The organism is Bacillus sp. LJBS06 (assembly GCF_016924995.1).
GTDB classification, from domain to species: Bacteria; Bacillota; Bacilli; order Bacillales; family Bacillaceae; genus Bacillus; species Bacillus stercoris.
In genome coordinates, this window is the sequence record NZ_CP070483.1 from 3,204,380 (window position 1) to 3,219,656 (window position 15,277).

Below are 15,277 nucleotides of genomic sequence, written 5' to 3' on the forward strand. Positions count from 1 at the left end.
CTGTATCAAATAAGGTACCTGCAGACTACCAATATGGAAATAAAAACCTGATAAAGATGCGGATGGTCCTGTTTGAAATAGAACCTTAATCCCATGTAAATCGTTGATTTTGCCATGGATCCCCTCTCATGTGATAGCCATTCCGCTCCCAAAAGCCTGGATGGTTTTCTTTCGTAAATTGGATGCCGCGCAGCCACTTGGCGCTTTTCCAAAAATACAGATGCGGAAATACACCCCGCAGCGGGAAACCGTGTTCAGGCGTTAATGGCTCGCCATTATGCGCATAAGCCAGAAGGGAAGTTTCCGCTAAGAAATCATCAAGCGGCAGATTGGTCGTCCAGCCTTCTTCCGCATGTAAAATAACGTAGCCAGCTTCTTCTTTCACACCCGCTTTTTCCGCTATATCACGAGCGCGCACGCCTTGCCACACATTATCAAGCCTCGACCAGCCCGTGACACAATGAATGTCATTTTTCGATTCGTACTTCGGAAAGGCTTTGACATCTTCAAAGCTCAGCAGCATCGGTTGGTCAACCAAACCATATACTTGAAGATTCCATCTCGTCATATCTTCGTAATATGGGACACTTCCCGTATGAAGCACAGGAAATGAAGTGGTGACATTTTGATTTGGGGGCACTCTTCCAGATTGATCGGACTGTTTTGTTTTTCCAAAATACATATGGAACCCTCCCTTTTGTTAACCTTTTTTAATTTATGTTGACAATATTTCCGTTCTTTATTACTCTATGATTGTGTATGTAAACCTAAGGGGGACAACTATGAAACAACGTAAACTTCGCGCGGCCGATATGGCGCTGATCGGCATGTTCGCCGCACTTATGGCTGTCGGAGCCAACCTTACCTCAGTAGCACCCTTTTTACAAGTTGCCGGCATTCCGCTTTCGATGCAGCCGTTTTTCTGTCTCTTGGCAGCCTTGCTTCTCGGCAGCAAACGAGCAGCGATTGCCATGATTGTATATGCACTTGTCGGATTGGCCGGAGCGCCTGTGTTTGCTCAATTTTCTGCAGGCTTCGCACCGTTTGCAGGGAAAAGCGGCGGGTTTATTATCTCATACATCCCGGCAGCATTTGCAGCGGGATGGTTTTTAGAACGAAAAATTCAGCCAAGCAAAATTCGATTTCTCATTGCTTCACTTATCGGAACGGCAATCATGTATATCATCGGCACCACCTATATGTATCTTGCACTGAAGCTGTGGATTCATACGCCGGTAAGCTACGGCACAGCTTGGGGCTTTATGACTTGGTTTATGGTAAAAGACACGGCGCTGGCTGTCATACTGGCGTTTATCGCACCAGGGATCTACCGGTCTATTCATAAAGCAACCGGCTTTAACAGAAATCACATATCGTCCACGTAAAAACCGTTCTATTGGAACGGTTTTTTTATGATAACGAGAAAAGGCTCCCCAGTAAAGGGGAGCCTTTTTCCTTATAAAACAAGCGCTGCAATCCATCCAAAGATAATAAGCGGGATATTATAAAATACAAAAGTCGGCACACAAGTGTCCCAAATGTGGTGATGCTGGCCGTCCGCACTTAAACCTGAAGTCGGTCCAAGCGTACTGTCGCTGGCAGGTGAACCGGCATCGCCAAGCGCAGCAGCTGCCCCGATTATCGCAACCGTTGCCATCGGGCTGAATCCAAGCTGCAGGCAAAGAGGCACAAAGATCGTTGTGATAACAGGAATCGTCGCAAAAGAAGATCCGATTCCCATTGTAATGAACAAGCCGACAATGAGCATCAGCAATGCACCCACTAACTGACTGTGCCCCATGATGCCAGCTGCTGTTTTAACCAGTGACTCGACATCTCCGGTTTTCGTTAATACGTTTGAAAACCCGGCTGCAACAAGCATGACAAAGCCGATAAAGGCCATTAAGACCATTCCGTCAGTAATCAGCGAGTCCGCTTCATCACGCTTCATCACACCGCTGACAAACAGAATAATCAGGCCTGCCAGCGCCCCCATAATCATCCCTTCTACTCCCAAAGTCTGAGATAAGTAAAGCTGGACGCCGAGTGACACAACGATGGCAAGCACCGCGATAGCCAGACTTTTTTTCGTATATGGAGAAGAGCTCGCACCAGATATTTCTTTTGTTTCATATGTTTTCGGTTTACGGAATACGATGATTGATAAAATCAGACCTACAACCATACCTGCAACCGGAATCATTAACGCATAAGGAATATCACCGAGAGATACGTTTAATCCGGCATCTGCCATATTATCCTTGAGCATTCCCTGGAAGATTTGCCCGAAACCAACCGGCAGCACAATATAAGGCGCCGTTAAACCAAAAGTGATCACACACGCAATCAGACGGCGGTCCATTTCAAGTTCATTAAAGATTTTCAAAAGCGGCGGAATCAGCACCGGAATAAAAGCGATGTGAACCGGAACGACGTTTTGAGAAAAACAAGATACAATTAAAATAATCAGCACAATCAGCACCTTAGACAGCGCTTTTTTGCGAGAATCTTCTTTATTTCCGATTAATTTAACGGAGGCTTCCACCATTGCGTCCGGAAGACCCGTTTTCGTCAAAGCGGCGGCAAACGCGCCAAGCATGGCGTAGCTGACTGCAACGGTGGCATTTCCGCCGAGACCGTCTGTGAAAGCTTTAACCGTTTCGCCAAGACCGAGCCCGCCTGTTAACCCGCCGGCTAAGGCGCCTATAATTAATGCGATAACAATATTGACACGCAGCAGGCTTAATACAAGCATAAGCAGGACTGCGATGACGACTGCATTCATGATACCCCTCCAAAAATCCTTTAGTTTGCTAATGTAGTAGATAAATAAAGTACGAACGTATCGTATCATAACCGATCCACTTTAGTCAACTAAAGATTTTGGAAGAAAAAATCCCCGCCGCAAGATGCAGCAGGGATTCAACATTATTCGCTTTTCTCTTCTTCCAATGCAAATCGCTCCGCAAGTGTAGCCAATGTTCTTGCCATAACACCGGTTGCACCGGATGGTCCAAAGCAGGTCGCTTTATTGGCAGTCGCTGTGCCCGCAATATCAAGATGAACCCAAGGTGTTGACTCAGCAAATTCTCCAAGAAACGTTCCTGCCATAATCGCATGTCCTTCACGCCCCGGCGAGTTACTGAGATCCGCCATTTGGCTGCTTTTTACGCGCTTTTTATCCTTCTCTGTTATCGGCAGCTGCCAGATCGCCTCGCCGCACTCTTGTGCGGCATCAGCTACCTGCTGGTAAAAGCTTTGATCATTTGTCATTGCGCCGGTTGTTTCTGTTCCTAATGCCACAACGACGCCGCCGGTAAGCGTAGCCACATCAACAAGAACTGATGCACCATGCTGTTTCGCATATGTAATGCCATCTGCAAGCACGAGCCTTCCTTCAGCATCTGTATTGAGGATTTCAATTGTTTTTCCGCTTAAAGATACGATCACGTCATCAGGCTTCATCGCCCCGCCAGAGATCATATTATCGGTTGACGGAATAACGGCCAGCACGTTTTGCTCGGGACGAAGCTCTCCGATCGTTTCCATAGCGCCGAGAACCGCAGCAGCTCCCCCCATATCTGATTTCATGCCGACAATTCCAGATTTCGTTTTAATGGAGTAGCCGCCTGTGTCAAATGTAATCCCTTTCCCGACAAGTCCGACGACATCTTCCCATTCCTTTTTGCCCTGATATTTCAGCACAATCATTTTCGGCGGTTCGGCAGAGCCTTGGTTTACCGCAAGTATTCCGCCCATACCGAGCTCTTCCATCTCTGATTTCTCCAATATCTCACACTCAAAATCATATTTTGCCGCAAGCTCTTCTGCATATGAAGCGAGGTCAGTCGCGGTCAGCATGTTTCCTGGCATATTCACAAGCGTTCTAGCCGAATTTGTCCCTTGTCCGTATGCCTGGCCGACGCGAAGCCCCGCCTGCACTTCCTGTGTATCTTCATCTGTGACAGCATATACGGTTTCAATTTGTTTGTCAGGCTCATTTGATTTGTGCTTATAATCCTGTACCTCATAGGAAGCAAGCAGGCAGCTCTCAGCTAATGCATGAGCGGCATCGGCTGGAGGCACATCTTCCGAAATAAACGTATCAAGCAGGACAGCTGCTTCTTGTTTTCGGTCTTTATGAATAGCCTGAAAAACATGAGCAAAACGCTCCTTCGCCTGTTCAAACGTAAAATTTGCTTTTCTTCCCAGACCAACGAAATAAATTCGTTTCATACCCGCAGAAGCTGGGGGGAATACTTTTGATACTTGATTCGGTTTCGCAGAGACATCACCATCTTTTAAAAGCTGTGTCAGATGGCCTTCGAGCATTCCATCAATTTCCAACGCTTTTCCTGTCAGCTGGCTTTTTTGAAAAAGCCCGACCACAAGGGTTTCTGTATGCTCTAATTGCTGTACCGCATAAAACATGAGGCTTACACTCCTAACGTAATGGGTATTTGTAATGAACAATGGTATAATAGGAAAAACATTCTTTCCACTACACTTATTTTATCAAACAACAGTCTAAGACTTGCTTTTTTCTTTTGAAACACGAAGGATTTTTCAAATAGAAAGGATGTCGCCGATGGAACTTTTAACGAATTTTCCTTTATTATCAAGCCTGGCCGCAATTATTTTTGCTCAGGTCATCAAAGTGCCCATACAGTATATCGTGTCCAGAAAACTGGACTGGTCGCTGGTCACAAGCACAGGCGGCATGCCGAGCTCTCACTCCGCAGCGGTCACTGCGCTTTCTACAGGCGTAGCCTTGGAGCATGGATTAGGCTCCTCACTCTTTGCGGTTTCTGCCATTTTCGCCGTCATCACCATGTTTGACGCAACTGGCGTCAGACGTCACGCCGGTGAGCAGGCAACAGTCATTAATAAGCTTGTCATTGATTTTAACCGTTTTGTTAATGAAGCAAAGGACTTCCCTAAAGCTGAAGAAAAAGAAAAACAAAAAAAGCTGAAAGAGCTTCTCGGACATCAGCCGATCGAAGTCTTTTTCGGAGGCCTAACAGGTATTTTACTGACATTAGCACTCGCTTACTTTTTCATGTAAAAAACGCTCCTGCTTTCGCTGGAGCGTTTTTATTCTTTCACCGTTTTATATTGATTTCTGAACACTTGCAAAGATTTTGTTTCATTGAGCTTCTCAAGCTCATCCTCGGTAATCTTTCCCGTTCCCTTTTTAATCACATATACATCAAGGGTTTTTTTGCCCCATTCATTGTATACATCTTTGACGGTTTCAAAGTACAAATCAAGGCGGTTTCCCTTAATAGCCGATCCGGTGTCCGCTACAACTCCGAGACCGTAATTCGGAATGAATAAAATCGTGCCGATCGGGAAAACCGACGGGTCGGCAGCAACCGTGGAATACAGATCCCGTTTCACTTTCACGCCTGAATATGTAAGCCCGTATAATGGATCACCGGGATTTTTTCCCGTCGACTCAGCTCCTGCAGTATAACCAGTTGCTGTTACTCTTTGGACCGGATACTCATCCCAGTCAAATGCTTCTTCTAACGGCTTTGTTTTATCCTTAGCCGCGGACGTCGTTTGTGTTTGTTTCTGCTGCAATGCTTTTAATGTCAGTCCTGCATGCTTCAAGTGCTTTTCTTGATGTTCCTGCACCCATTTTGACAAGTCCTTCGCTTCAATTCCTGACACTGATAAAAATGTCGTGCCAAATGCAAGCAGAAATAAACAGGTCATCAGCAAACGTCTGATCATATTCAACATCATTCACCTCTCCTCCGAATCATTGTTCCCAAGCGGAGAGAGCATTATTCAAAATGATGAATGAGCGAACATACAAAAAAAGCTTTCTATAGAAGAAAGCGGCAGTTAAAACATTTGATATCCTCTTTTTCTGAGCATATTGATCGCTATCCCTGACACAATGGCGCCGGCCAAACCGCTGGCTAAAATCAGCACATCGGCAGCCGCTAATGATAAGACACGATGAAACAGGCTGGCAAAGGATTCTCCCGGTGACTGGACATAGCTGACCAGCTTTTCTTTACTGATAATGAAAAGGCATACAACCGGATAAATCACAGCCATAATCCAAGACATTCTCAGCAGCATGTTTAATAAGAAACCGATTCCAAAAAACAAAACAAAAAACAAAACAATTGAGATGATTACGACTGGCAGACTAATCAACCTATTCCACCCCCCTGCGTTGCTTTTAGTGTAACGCGGGGGCGGAAATAAAGTCAACGTCTGGAAAATGAATGACTGTCTTTTCCTGTCCCCTGGCAAGAAGGACAAGTCTCTGAACCGCCGAGAATCAATTGAAAATATCCTTTTCCTGAGCAAAATGGGCATGCATGTGAAGCGGTTGTCGTTGCAGTTTTCATCTGATCATCACCCTTTTTCTTAATTTTCTGATAATATAACATATCAGGCTGTCAACAATAAAGTCAGATCATGTGACAAATTTTTTCATGTAAGCGGAAACATACTTGTTTTCCTCTCTTTCTCTTTTTATTTTGGCGTTTTTTAATAAAGAAAACCCGCTTCCGCGGGTTTTTAGAAAAACTTGAACTTGCCTTTTTTCAGTGTCAGTCCGAGTCCGCCAATCATAAACAATGAGCGGTTATCAATGACTTTTTTCATAAACGAAGCCGGCGTGCCTTTCAGCTTTCTGCCATAAACAACCCCAACCGCGTTATGCTCGCCAAGAGAAGCCACTGTCCCCTTAATGTCCGGCTTGAATTCCTCAAGCTCTCCGCCTTTAATAAGCCTGCCAAGGTTTTTAGCGACTGTTACGCCCTGCTGCATGGCAATTTGCGCAGTTGGCGGATACGGACGCTCTGTATCTTTATTCATAAACAGCGAGCTGTCACCGAGAATAAAGACATTGTCATGTCCCGGGGCGCGAAGATCAGGGTTGACTTTCACCCGGCCGCGCATATTTTCAAAACCAGCTTCCTCCACAATCGGATGGCCGCGGACACCTGCCGCCCATACAACAGTTTGCGATTTGATCTGCTCTGGTTCCTCATCTTTTTTGCCGACTCTGACTCCTTCTGGTGTACATTCTTGTACAGCCGTGCCGATCTTGAACTCAATTCCGTTTTCCTCAAGATAATGTACGGCATAGTCAACAAGTTCCGGATCAAAGCCCGGCAAAACGGTCGGCGCTGCTTCCACACAAACGATGCGGACAAGGCTTCTGTCAACGTCATACTCCTTACAGAGCTCCGGCACGCGAGCCGCCAGCTCGCCAAGAAATTCAATACCCGTAAATCCGGCGCCGCCAACAACGATCGTTAACCTGTCCGGTCTTTTTTCCGCTTCCGTATTGTAAGTCGCAAACTGCAGCTCAATATGTTCCCGCAGCAGGCGCGACGTGTTGATGTTGGCGATCGGAAACGCATATTCTTTCAAACCTTTAATGCCGAATGTTTCAGGCACGGCGCCGAGCCCGATGACTAAATAATCGTACTGCAGTTCTCCATTCGCAAGCACAACTTTTTTCTCATCTATTTTGATTGCCTTTACGGTATCCTGTACAAAATTGACCCGCGACTGGTTGATTACATTTTTTATCTGATAACGGCAGCGGTCATGGTGGAGCGTACCCGCGCTCGCTTCATGCATCCATGTCGTTTCATAATGATAATTGTGTTTATTTACAAGCGTAATGTCAGCATCATTCGGCCCGACATACTTCGTCAGCCTTGTCACCGTCATCAATCCGCCATATCCTGCACCTAAAATCACGATTTTGGGCTTATTCAATGCCATCACATCCACCTTCTCTTTTTTTGCTTTTGTTAGACCCATAATAAAATCATCATTTGTGTTAGCTTCAGCTTATTGGCGGGATTTTATGAAATATATTGAAAAGTTTTTTGTGAAGTCCTCACCCATAGCACTACTACCATGTTTATCCGGCTGGCTCAAGAAACATTCAGAAAAAGATCATTTCATTTGGTTATTATCGTAGCGGCCGGCGGAAATATTTTCAAGAATGGATGGGCGCGTTGTATCCTTACGATTTTTTCTCTGACTCGTCAATTCGAACGGCAATATGGTATAATTAATAACAATTTTCATTTAGGAGGCAATTTTCGTATGCGAGAGGATACAAAGGTTTATGATATTACAATTATAGGCGGGGGACCGGTCGGCTTATTCACCGCTTTTTACGGCGGGATGAGACAGGCAAGCGTCAAAATTATCGAAAGCCTGCCTCAGCTTGGCGGACAGCTTAGCGCCCTATACCCTGAAAAGTATATATATGATGTAGCGGGATTCCCGAAAATCCGCGCGCAAGAGCTTATCAATAACCTAAAAGAGCAAATGGCAAAATTCGACCAAACCATTTGTCTGGAGCAAGCGGTTGAATCAGTTGAAAAACAAGCAGATGGCGTGTTTAAGCTTGTAACAAATGAAGAAACCCACTACTCTAAAACAGTCATCATTACTGCAGGAAACGGCGCATTCAAACCGAGAAAGCTGGAACTTGAAAATGCCGAGCAGTATGAAGGCAAGAACCTCCATTACTTCGTTGACGATCTGCAAAAATTCGCCGGCAGACGCGTTGCGATCCTTGGCGGTGGAGATTCCGCGGTTGACTGGGCGCTTATGCTTGAGCCGATCGCAAAAGAAGTATCGATCATTCACCGCCGCGACAAGTTCCGTGCGCACGAGCACAGTGTGGAAAACCTTCATGCGTCGAAGGTTAATGTCCTGACACCATTCGTCCCTGCGGAGCTGATCGGCGAAGACAAAATTGAACAGCTTGTGCTTGAAGAAGTGAAAGGCGACCGCAAAGAGATTTTAGAAATTGATGACTTAATCGTCAACTACGGTTTCGTTTCATCTCTTGGACCGATCAAAAACTGGGGCCTGGACATCGAGAAAAATTCCATTGTCGTAAAATCAACAATGGAAACAAATATCGAAGGTTTCTTTGCAGCAGGTGACATTTGTACATACGAAGGAAAAGTCAACCTGATTGCCAGCGGCTTCGGTGAGGCACCGACAGCAGTGAACAACGCCAAGGCTTACATGGACCCGAAAGCCCGCGTACAGCCTCTTCACTCAACAAGTCTTTTTGAAAATAAATAATAAAAAAAGGAGTTTGTGTCAGGTGACACAGCTCCTTTTTTATTTGAAGATATTTATATAATTCAGTGCAGTTCCAACAACCAGCGCAATCACAAGTGCTGCGACTACCCAGATCATTGCCATAATAATGCGGTCTTGAATCTTTTGGGACTTCGGTGTTTTTTCTTCGTTTTGGGCCATCTTTTTCGCTCCTTTCACATGTTCATGCCATAAAGAAAGCCTGGTGCTGAACAACCAAGCTTTGCTGAACGTATATCATTCGCGTTTTGATCCGCTCTCTAAGACCATTCGTTAAAACTATGATACCTAAACTCACTCTGCATGACAAGCTTCGGCACTTGTACCACACCTGCCAGAAAATAATATTGTTTGACATCCTAAATAAAACAGAGTACATTATATAAGGCGAACATTTCATATAATATACTTTTAAATATTCGTTTTTAGGAGTGAAAACCATGGAAAACGTGTTTGATTACGAAGATATTCAGCTAATTCCTGCAAAATGCATTGTAAATAGCCGTTCAGAATGTGATACATCCGTACGTTTAGGCGGACGTACCTTTAAATTACCCGTCGTCCCTGCCAATATGCAGACGATTATAGATGAAAAGCTTGCGATTCAATTAGCCGAAAATGGCTACTTTTATGTCATGCACCGATTTGAGCCTGAAACACGAATTGATTTTATTAAAGATATGAACGCACGCGGATTATTCTCTTCTATCAGCGTGGGCGTTAAAGAGGAGGAGTATGAATTTGTCCGCCAGCTGGCAGAAGAAAATTTGGCTCCGGAATATGTGACAATTGACATTGCTCACGGTCACTCAAATGCTGTCATTGAAATGATTCAGCACCTCAAAAAACATTTGCCGGACAGCTTTGTGATTGCTGGCAATGTCGGAACGCCCGAAGCGGTCAGAGAGCTTGAAAATGCGGGAGCGGATGCCACTAAAGTCGGCATCGGACCGGGAAAAGTATGTATTACGAAAATCAAAACCGGCTTTGGCACAGGCGGCTGGCAATTAGCGGCGCTGCGCTGGTGCGCCAAAGCTGCGAGCAAACCGATTATCGCCGATGGCGGCATCCGCACCCATGGCGACATCGCAAAATCAATCCGATTCGGCGCAACGATGGTCATGATCGGTTCACTATTTGCCGGACACGAAGAATCGCCAGGCCAAACGATCGAAAAAGACGGAAAGCTTTACAAAGAGTACTTCGGCTCAGCCTCTGAATTCCAAAAAGGCGAAAAGAAAAATGTCGAAGGCAAAAAAATGCACGTGGCGCATAAAGGCTCAATTAAGGATACACTGATTGAAATGGAGCAGGATCTTCAATCTTCTATTTCTTATGCAGGCGGAACAAAGCTTGACGCCATCCGCAATGTGGATTATGTAATTGTGAAGAATTCGATTTTTAATGGGGATAAATATTAATCATAAAAAAACGCCAAGTCAGCGGCGATGCTTGACTTGGCGTTTTCTGCTACTTCTTCAGCAAAGTATGTTTATATTCGCTTATTGAATGTATCTTTCATCAGTTCTGCCATTTGTTTTGCATTTGGATTTTCTTCATGTTGCAACTGATCAATGATGTTCATATAATCTGTTTCACTTCGGTTCTGGCTTAATTTATATGCCGCCTGAATGTCTTCCACCTTAATCTTAAATCCAACAATACCTTTCAATTCACGTTCTAAGAGTTTTGGAGAAAGCTTATCCCATAAAACAGGATGATCACGATGTTTTTCGTATTTCTCCAGCATCATTGTTAATTCTTCTACTAATTCATCTTTCTCTAACATACTTGCTTTTCCATACATGTGGACAGCCTGATAATTCCACGTCGGAACATTTTCGCGTGAATACCAGGAAGAAGAAATATAAGCGTGCGGTCCCTGAAACATCACAAGCACATCTTCACAGGCTTCAAACGTTCTCCACTGAGGATTTCCATAAGCGAAATGCCCCGTAATATAGTAATGATCGCCTTTTTTATGAAATCCTAACGGCAAATGAGTGGCAATTGGTTTTCCTTGTTCTGTTGTGACAATCGTACCAAAGGCGTTTTCTTGTACAAAATTCCAAATGTCTTCAGCATTTGTGACCTTAAAATATTTTGGAATATACATCAATATCCACCCTTTGAAAAATATGATGTGAGCGTTTTAGTCATGATTAAGTCTGTTTGTTCTTCATCCCCCATATAAAATGAGTGGGCGCCAGTCTGAACAAACCCCATTTTCTTATAAAAGGCAATGGCATTTTCGTTTTTTTCCCATACACCTAGCCAAATGTTCTTTTTATTACGTTCCAGCGCAATTTCTATCGCTTTATTCAGCAGATGTTTGCCAAGCCCATGCTTTTGAAAGTTGTTCTTTATATAAATTCTCTCGATTTCAAGTGATTCAGCGCCCATTTCTTCAGACTGCGCATCATCGATGTTGACCTTTACATATCCAGCGACTTCATGATCAAAGTAAACAAAAAAGAATTCTGAAGACATATTGGATAATTCCTTTTCCAACTGCTTCGTGTTAAATGCTCTTTCTAAATAGGCTTTCATATTTTCAGGTGAATTCTGATCTTTAAAAGTGTCGTTGAATGTTTCGATACTCAATTGTTGGAGTATTTGTAAATCTTCCCGGCTGCATTTTTTAATGTTTACACTCATGTTCGGACTTAGCTCCTTTATATAAAATCACGGAACAGATACTGACCTTGTTACCATTCCACCAAAAATCTTCTCCATCATCAACTCCTCAATGTTATTTTTGTTGCAATTGCAATAAAATACTATGTATTAAATATAGCGTAACTTCGCTGTATTTACAACAAAATACAAAATAACGACAATACAGCATTTCTCTGTCCGAAACACTCGGACCTCTGCTTCATTTTTAAAATGCAGAGCATAATAAAAACGCCTCCCTTAACGATAATTTATCGCTAAGAAAAGCGTCAGTAATAATCGCTATCCGTTTTTAGTGCTTAGCACTCTTCAGGCTTGCCTGCATTCGTTGCTGTTCTGAACGAAGAACCGCAGCCGCATGAAGCGATGGCGTTTGGATTGTCGATGGTGAAGCCGCCGCCGAGCATGGATTGCTTATAATCAATCACGGTGCCGTTCATGATGTCGAGGCTTTCTTTGTCAACTAGAACAGTAATGCCGTGCTGGTCAAACACACTGTCTGATTCACTCTTTTCATGCTCAAAGCCCATGCCGTAAGAAAGCCCGCTGCAGCCGCCGCCTTTGACGCCTACGCGCAGAAACGCGTTTTCTTCCTCATGCTCTTTCATCATATCTTTTATATGCAAAGCTGCTGCTTCTGTAATTGTTACCGGGTTGCTCATCATTGTGAACCTCCTTTTAAAAACCGTTGCTGTCTTTTATTATAAACATGATCGTCCCAATTCTCAAACAAGGTGTTTTACAAGAAATAGACACCCTCACAAACGGTTTCGGCAGGCCCTGTCATCATCACATGGCCGTTATCTTTCCAGTTTATCACCAAATCACCGCCTGCTAAATGCACCGTGATGTCTTGATTTCGTTTTGATACGCCGTTCAACACAGATGCGACAGCCGCTGCACATGCCCCTGTCCCGCATGCCTGTGTAATGCCTGATCCCCGTTCCCAGACGCGGAAATGCAGTTCTTGTTCATTCACGGTTTCGACGAATTCCACATTGACGCCTTCCGGAAATCTCGGGTCTTTCTCAATCACCGGTCCCAGTGTCGTTAAAGGTGCCTGTTCGATGTCAGCGATTGGAAAAACGATATGCGGATTTCCCATTGAAACGGCAGTGCCTGTTAGCTCAACTTCACCAAATGCCATGGTTTCATTGATTGTGTGCTCTTCCCCGCCGTCAAGCATCGGGAGTTCAGATTTTGATAAGCGCGGTTCGCCCATATCGACAGTGACCACATTCACTTTTCCATTTTCAACTTGAACCTCCGCTTTCACAAGCCCGGAGAGGGTTTCAATCAGAAAAGATGTTTCCTCAACCAGCTTATGCTCATATGCGTATTTTGCGACGCAGCGCAGGCCGTTGCCGCAGTTTTTCCCTTCAGACCCGTCATTATTAAAAATCCGCATTTTAACAGGCGCTTGATCTGATGGGCATATCAGGATCATTCCGTCAGAACCGATCCCTGTATAAACAGAAGAAACCTGAATTGCAATCTCTGACAGTTTTTCTTCAGGAAGCTGTTCTTCAAATTGATTCACATAAATATAATTGTTTCCCAGGCCGTGCATTTTGGTAAATCGAAATGAGTTCATAGGTGCCTCCAACTTTTTTCTTTTTCTTAGTATAAAAGCTATTATAAACGGACACAATACAATTATCCCCCGTTTTTCATACATAAAAGCTCCTTGCACTGACGCAAGGAGCTTTTATTGTTTATATAAACATGCCGGCAATAGCTGCGCTGAGCAGATTGGCTAATGTTCCCGCAAGAACAGCCTTCAAGCCGAGACGTGCGATATCCGAACGGCGGCTGGGCGCTAATCCGCCAAGCGTACCAAGCATAATCGCAATTGAGGAAAAATTCGCGAATCCGCATAACGCAAAACTGATAATGGTAGCCGTTTTCTTAGAAAACTCGCCGATGTGCGGACCGAAATTAGAATAAGCGACAAACTCATTCAGCACCAATTTCTGGCCGATATAGCTTCCAGCCCGCAATGCTTCATGCCAAGGCACGCCAATCAAAAAGGCGATAGGAGAAAACACATAGCCGAGAATGGATTCTAATGTGACGCCTTTTAAGCCGAACAAGCCGAAAGCCCCGCCGAGAATACCGTTTACTACAGCGATTAACGCAACGAACGCTAGCAGCATCGCCCCAACATTTAACGCAATTTGCAGTCCTGTTGACGCTCCCTTTGCAGCTGCGTCAATGACATTGGCTGCGCCTTCGCCTTCATCCATTTTAAAATCGCTATTTACGGTTTGCGTTTTTTCCGTTTCGGGTATAATCAATTTACCAAACACAAGTCCAGCTGGAGCAGCCATAAAGCTGGCCGCCAGCAAGTATTCAATCGGAATACCAAGAAGCGCGTACCCAAACAAGGTAGATCCCGCAACAGCCGATAGTCCGCTCGTCATAATCGTAAACAACTCAGAGCGCGTCAGCCCGGCAATCAGGGGCTTGATCACTAACGGAGATTCTGATTGTCCTACAAAAATATTGGCAGCAGCAGCCAGAGATTCCGTTTTGCTTGTTCCAAGGAGCTTCGACAATCCGCCGCCAATGACACGGAAAACGAGCTGCATGATTTTCAAATGATATAAAACTGCAATCAGTGCTGAGAAGAAAATGATAACGGGCAGTACACTTAATGCAAATGCCGGACTGTCGCCGACCTTTAAAAGCGGTCCAAAAATAAAACTGATGCCTTCATTCGCATAGTCAATCAGAAGCTGTACACGGCTTGAAAACCATAAAAAAACAGCGCGTCCCGCTTCCCATTTCAACACGATGTATCCAAACGCCACCTGTGTGCATAAACCAACGATGACGGTTCTTATCTTAATATTGCTTTTCTTTTCTGAAAATAAAAACGCGATAGCAATGATCGCAACTGCGCCCAGCAGTCCCCACAGAACATTCATGAATACTCGTACACCTCTTAAATTTTATTTAAAAAAATATCTTTTATACGATAACAATAATATTTTTTGATGTCTACACATTTTTTTAGTTCTTTTGTACGACAAAATAAAAAAGGGCCTGTCCAGGCCCTTTTCTTTAAAACATTGGATTTTCTTCAATAAAGGTATATATATTCTCAACAAGCTCAGCAGGCGTTTCACCCATGACGACTTCTCCGTTTACCAGAGCGAAAAGCGATTCCATACATGTCCCGCAGTAGCTTAAGCAGCCGTATTCAAGGACATCCAGGTTGGGATCCTTCTCTAAAATCGCCCTAGCTTCCTGAGAGCCGTGAGCCAGATTGCTGACACAAAATTCAATCATTGGATTCATGCGGTTTCACCTCACATACATCCATTATCGCGAATTTTTTACGATTCGTCAAAGACAACGGACTGTTCAAGATTTATTATCGTAACATATCATTTCTTGTATAACGTTTTACTAATTTGCGCTTTCAGGCTAAATTGTAGGTTATTTTGAAACTATTATTGTGATTTTAGATCAAATTCGATATAAT

General features: G+C 44.1%; 18 protein-coding genes. 4 read left to right on the plus strand and 14 right to left on the minus strand.

The genetic code is table 11. The features are described from left to right. Window positions 1-85: 85 nt before the first annotated feature. Complete coding sequence (locus tag JQX68_RS16310; protein WP_014665221.1) at window positions 86-682, minus strand: sulfite oxidase-like oxidoreductase; 597 nt, start codon at window positions 680-682, stop codon at window positions 86-88. 100 nt (window positions 683-782) lie between these two features. On the opposite strand from JQX68_RS16310, the gene JQX68_RS16315 reads away from it, so the two are divergent. Further along, a complete protein-coding gene (locus JQX68_RS16315) occupies window positions 783-1,385 on the plus strand; it encodes a biotin transporter BioY (RefSeq protein ID WP_040081953.1) in 603 nt (200 codons plus the stop codon). Window positions 1,386-1,456: 71 nt separating this feature from the next. Here the strand turns inward: JQX68_RS16315 and JQX68_RS16320 are convergent, their stop codons facing one another. After that, the gene (locus JQX68_RS16320) at window positions 1,457-2,785 is read right to left on the minus strand and encodes a Na+/H+ antiporter family protein (RefSeq protein WP_136653705.1); all 1,329 of its coding nucleotides are present in this window, start codon (window positions 2,783-2,785) and stop codon (window positions 1,457-1,459) included. A gap of 143 nt (window positions 2,786-2,928) precedes the next feature. Further along, entirely contained in the window at window positions 2,929-4,431 is a 1,503-nt protein-coding gene (locus tag JQX68_RS16325) for a leucyl aminopeptidase (protein ID WP_014665223.1), read from the minus strand. A 157-nt stretch (window positions 4,432-4,588) separates the two neighbouring features. Between JQX68_RS16325 and JQX68_RS16330 the strand changes: the two genes are divergently transcribed. After that, the gene (locus JQX68_RS16330) at window positions 4,589-5,065 is read left to right on the plus strand and encodes a divergent PAP2 family protein (protein WP_014665224.1); all 477 of its coding nucleotides are present in this window, start codon (window positions 4,589-4,591) and stop codon (window positions 5,063-5,065) included. A 29-nt stretch (window positions 5,066-5,094) separates the two neighbouring features. On the opposite strand, the gene spsC is transcribed toward JQX68_RS16330, so the two are convergent. The 4 genes from spsC to JQX68_RS16350 form a co-directional block, all read right to left on the minus strand. Further along, window positions 5,095-5,751: a stationary phase survival protein SpsC gene (gene spsC / locus JQX68_RS16335; RefSeq protein WP_080488032.1), complete on the minus strand. Its 657-nt coding sequence runs from the start codon at window positions 5,749-5,751 to the stop codon at window positions 5,095-5,097. A gap of 102 nt (window positions 5,752-5,853) precedes the next feature. Further along, a complete protein-coding gene (locus JQX68_RS16340) occupies window positions 5,854-6,174 on the minus strand; it encodes a YuiB family protein (protein ID WP_014665226.1) in 321 nt (106 codons plus the stop codon). Window positions 6,175-6,227: 53 nt separating this feature from the next. After that, window positions 6,228-6,371 carry a YuiA family protein gene (locus tag JQX68_RS16345; RefSeq protein WP_015714640.1) on the minus strand — a complete coding sequence of 48 codons (144 nt, stop codon included), beginning with the start codon at window positions 6,369-6,371 and terminating at the stop codon, window positions 6,228-6,230. Window positions 6,372-6,543: 172 nt separating this feature from the next. Beyond that, entirely contained in the window at window positions 6,544-7,764 is a 1,221-nt protein-coding gene (locus JQX68_RS16350; protein ID WP_147772485.1) for an NAD(P)/FAD-dependent oxidoreductase, read from the minus strand. Window positions 7,765-8,094: 330 nt separating this feature from the next. On the opposite strand from JQX68_RS16350, the gene yumC reads away from it, so the two are divergent. Next, entirely contained in the window at window positions 8,095-9,093 is a 999-nt protein-coding gene (gene yumC, locus JQX68_RS16355) for a ferredoxin--NADP reductase 2 (protein ID WP_003220618.1), read from the plus strand. 39 nt (window positions 9,094-9,132) lie between these two features. Here yumC and JQX68_RS16360 read toward each other — a convergent pair whose 3' ends face one another. Next, window positions 9,133-9,273, minus strand: coding sequence for a hypothetical protein (locus JQX68_RS16360; protein WP_003228723.1), 141 nt, complete (start codon window positions 9,271-9,273; stop codon window positions 9,133-9,135). Between the two features lie 278 nt (window positions 9,274-9,551). On the opposite strand from JQX68_RS16360, the gene guaC reads away from it, so the two are divergent. Next, window positions 9,552-10,532 carry a GMP reductase gene (guaC, locus tag JQX68_RS16365; protein WP_069840260.1) on the plus strand — a complete coding sequence of 327 codons (981 nt, stop codon included), beginning with the start codon at window positions 9,552-9,554 and terminating at the stop codon, window positions 10,530-10,532. Window positions 10,533-10,603: 71 nt separating this feature from the next. Here guaC and JQX68_RS16370 read toward each other — a convergent pair whose 3' ends face one another. From JQX68_RS16370 to JQX68_RS16395, 6 genes are all read right to left on the minus strand, one after another. Then, the gene (locus JQX68_RS16370) at window positions 10,604-11,227 is read right to left on the minus strand and encodes an FMN-binding negative transcriptional regulator (RefSeq protein WP_147772486.1); all 624 of its coding nucleotides are present in this window, start codon (window positions 11,225-11,227) and stop codon (window positions 10,604-10,606) included. Continuing rightward, entirely contained in the window at window positions 11,227-11,769 is a 543-nt protein-coding gene (gene paiA, locus JQX68_RS16375; RefSeq protein WP_069150236.1) for a spermidine/spermine N(1)-acetyltransferase, read from the minus strand. Before paiA ends, JQX68_RS16370 begins: the two co-directional genes overlap by 1 nt. Before the next feature lie 317 nt (window positions 11,770-12,086). After that, window positions 12,087-12,449, minus strand: coding sequence for a HesB/IscA family protein (locus tag JQX68_RS16380; RefSeq protein ID WP_003244166.1), 363 nt, complete (start codon window positions 12,447-12,449; stop codon window positions 12,087-12,089). A gap of 77 nt (window positions 12,450-12,526) precedes the next feature. After that, a complete protein-coding gene (gene dapF, locus JQX68_RS16385) occupies window positions 12,527-13,381 on the minus strand; it encodes a diaminopimelate epimerase (RefSeq protein WP_014665235.1) in 855 nt (284 codons plus the stop codon). A gap of 121 nt (window positions 13,382-13,502) precedes the next feature. After that, window positions 13,503-14,717: a NupC/NupG family nucleoside CNT transporter gene (locus tag JQX68_RS16390; protein WP_147772487.1), complete on the minus strand. Its 1,215-nt coding sequence runs from the start codon at window positions 14,715-14,717 to the stop codon at window positions 13,503-13,505. A 136-nt stretch (window positions 14,718-14,853) separates the two neighbouring features. Then, on the minus strand, window positions 14,854-15,090 hold the full coding sequence (locus JQX68_RS16395) for a YuzB family protein (protein ID WP_003222913.1): 237 nt from the start codon (window positions 15,088-15,090) through the stop codon (window positions 14,854-14,856). Window positions 15,091-15,277: the final 187 nt, after the last annotated feature.

Excerpts from the sequence above, each read along its gene's own strand:
- JQX68_RS16395 (WP_003222913.1), bottom strand. The coding sequence starts at position 15,090 with ATGAATCCAATGATTGAATTTTGTGTCAGCAATCTGGCTCACGGCTCT.
- paiA (WP_069150236.1), bottom strand. The coding sequence starts at position 11,769 with ATGAGTGTAAACATTAAAAAATGCAGCCGGGAAGATTTACAAATACTC.
- JQX68_RS16360 (WP_003228723.1), bottom strand. The coding sequence starts at position 9,273 with ATGGCCCAAAACGAAGAAAAAACACCGAAGTCCCAAAAGATTCAAGAC.
- guaC (WP_069840260.1), top strand. The coding sequence starts at position 9,552 with ATGGAAAACGTGTTTGATTACGAAGATATTCAGCTAATTCCTGCAAAA.
- JQX68_RS16315 (WP_040081953.1), top strand. The coding sequence starts at position 783 with ATGAAACAACGTAAACTTCGCGCGGCCGATATGGCGCTGATCGGCATG.
- JQX68_RS16320 (WP_136653705.1), bottom strand. The coding sequence starts at position 2,785 with ATGAATGCAGTCGTCATCGCAGTCCTGCTTATGCTTGTATTAAGCCTG.
- JQX68_RS16330 (WP_014665224.1), top strand. The coding sequence starts at position 4,589 with ATGGAACTTTTAACGAATTTTCCTTTATTATCAAGCCTGGCCGCAATT.
- JQX68_RS16325 (WP_014665223.1), bottom strand. The coding sequence starts at position 4,431 with ATGTTTTATGCGGTACAGCAATTAGAGCATACAGAAACCCTTGTGGTC.
- JQX68_RS16390 (WP_147772487.1), bottom strand. The coding sequence starts at position 14,717 with ATGAATGTTCTGTGGGGACTGCTGGGCGCAGTTGCGATCATTGCTATC.
- JQX68_RS16310 (WP_014665221.1), bottom strand. The coding sequence starts at position 682 with ATGTATTTTGGAAAAACAAAACAGTCCGATCAATCTGGAAGAGTGCCC.
- yumC (WP_003220618.1), top strand. The coding sequence starts at position 8,095 with ATGCGAGAGGATACAAAGGTTTATGATATTACAATTATAGGCGGGGGA.
- JQX68_RS16350 (WP_147772485.1), bottom strand. The coding sequence starts at position 7,764 with ATGGCATTGAATAAGCCCAAAATCGTGATTTTAGGTGCAGGATATGGC.
- dapF (WP_014665235.1), bottom strand. The coding sequence starts at position 13,381 with ATGAACTCATTTCGATTTACCAAAATGCACGGCCTGGGAAACAATTAT.
- spsC (WP_080488032.1), bottom strand. The coding sequence starts at position 5,751 with ATGATGTTGAATATGATCAGACGTTTGCTGATGACCTGTTTATTTCTG.
- JQX68_RS16370 (WP_147772486.1), bottom strand. The coding sequence starts at position 11,227 with ATGTATATTCCAAAATATTTTAAGGTCACAAATGCTGAAGACATTTGG.
- JQX68_RS16345 (WP_015714640.1), bottom strand. The coding sequence starts at position 6,371 with ATGAAAACTGCAACGACAACCGCTTCACATGCATGCCCATTTTGCTCA.
- JQX68_RS16380 (WP_003244166.1), bottom strand. The coding sequence starts at position 12,449 with ATGAGCAACCCGGTAACAATTACAGAAGCAGCAGCTTTGCATATAAAA.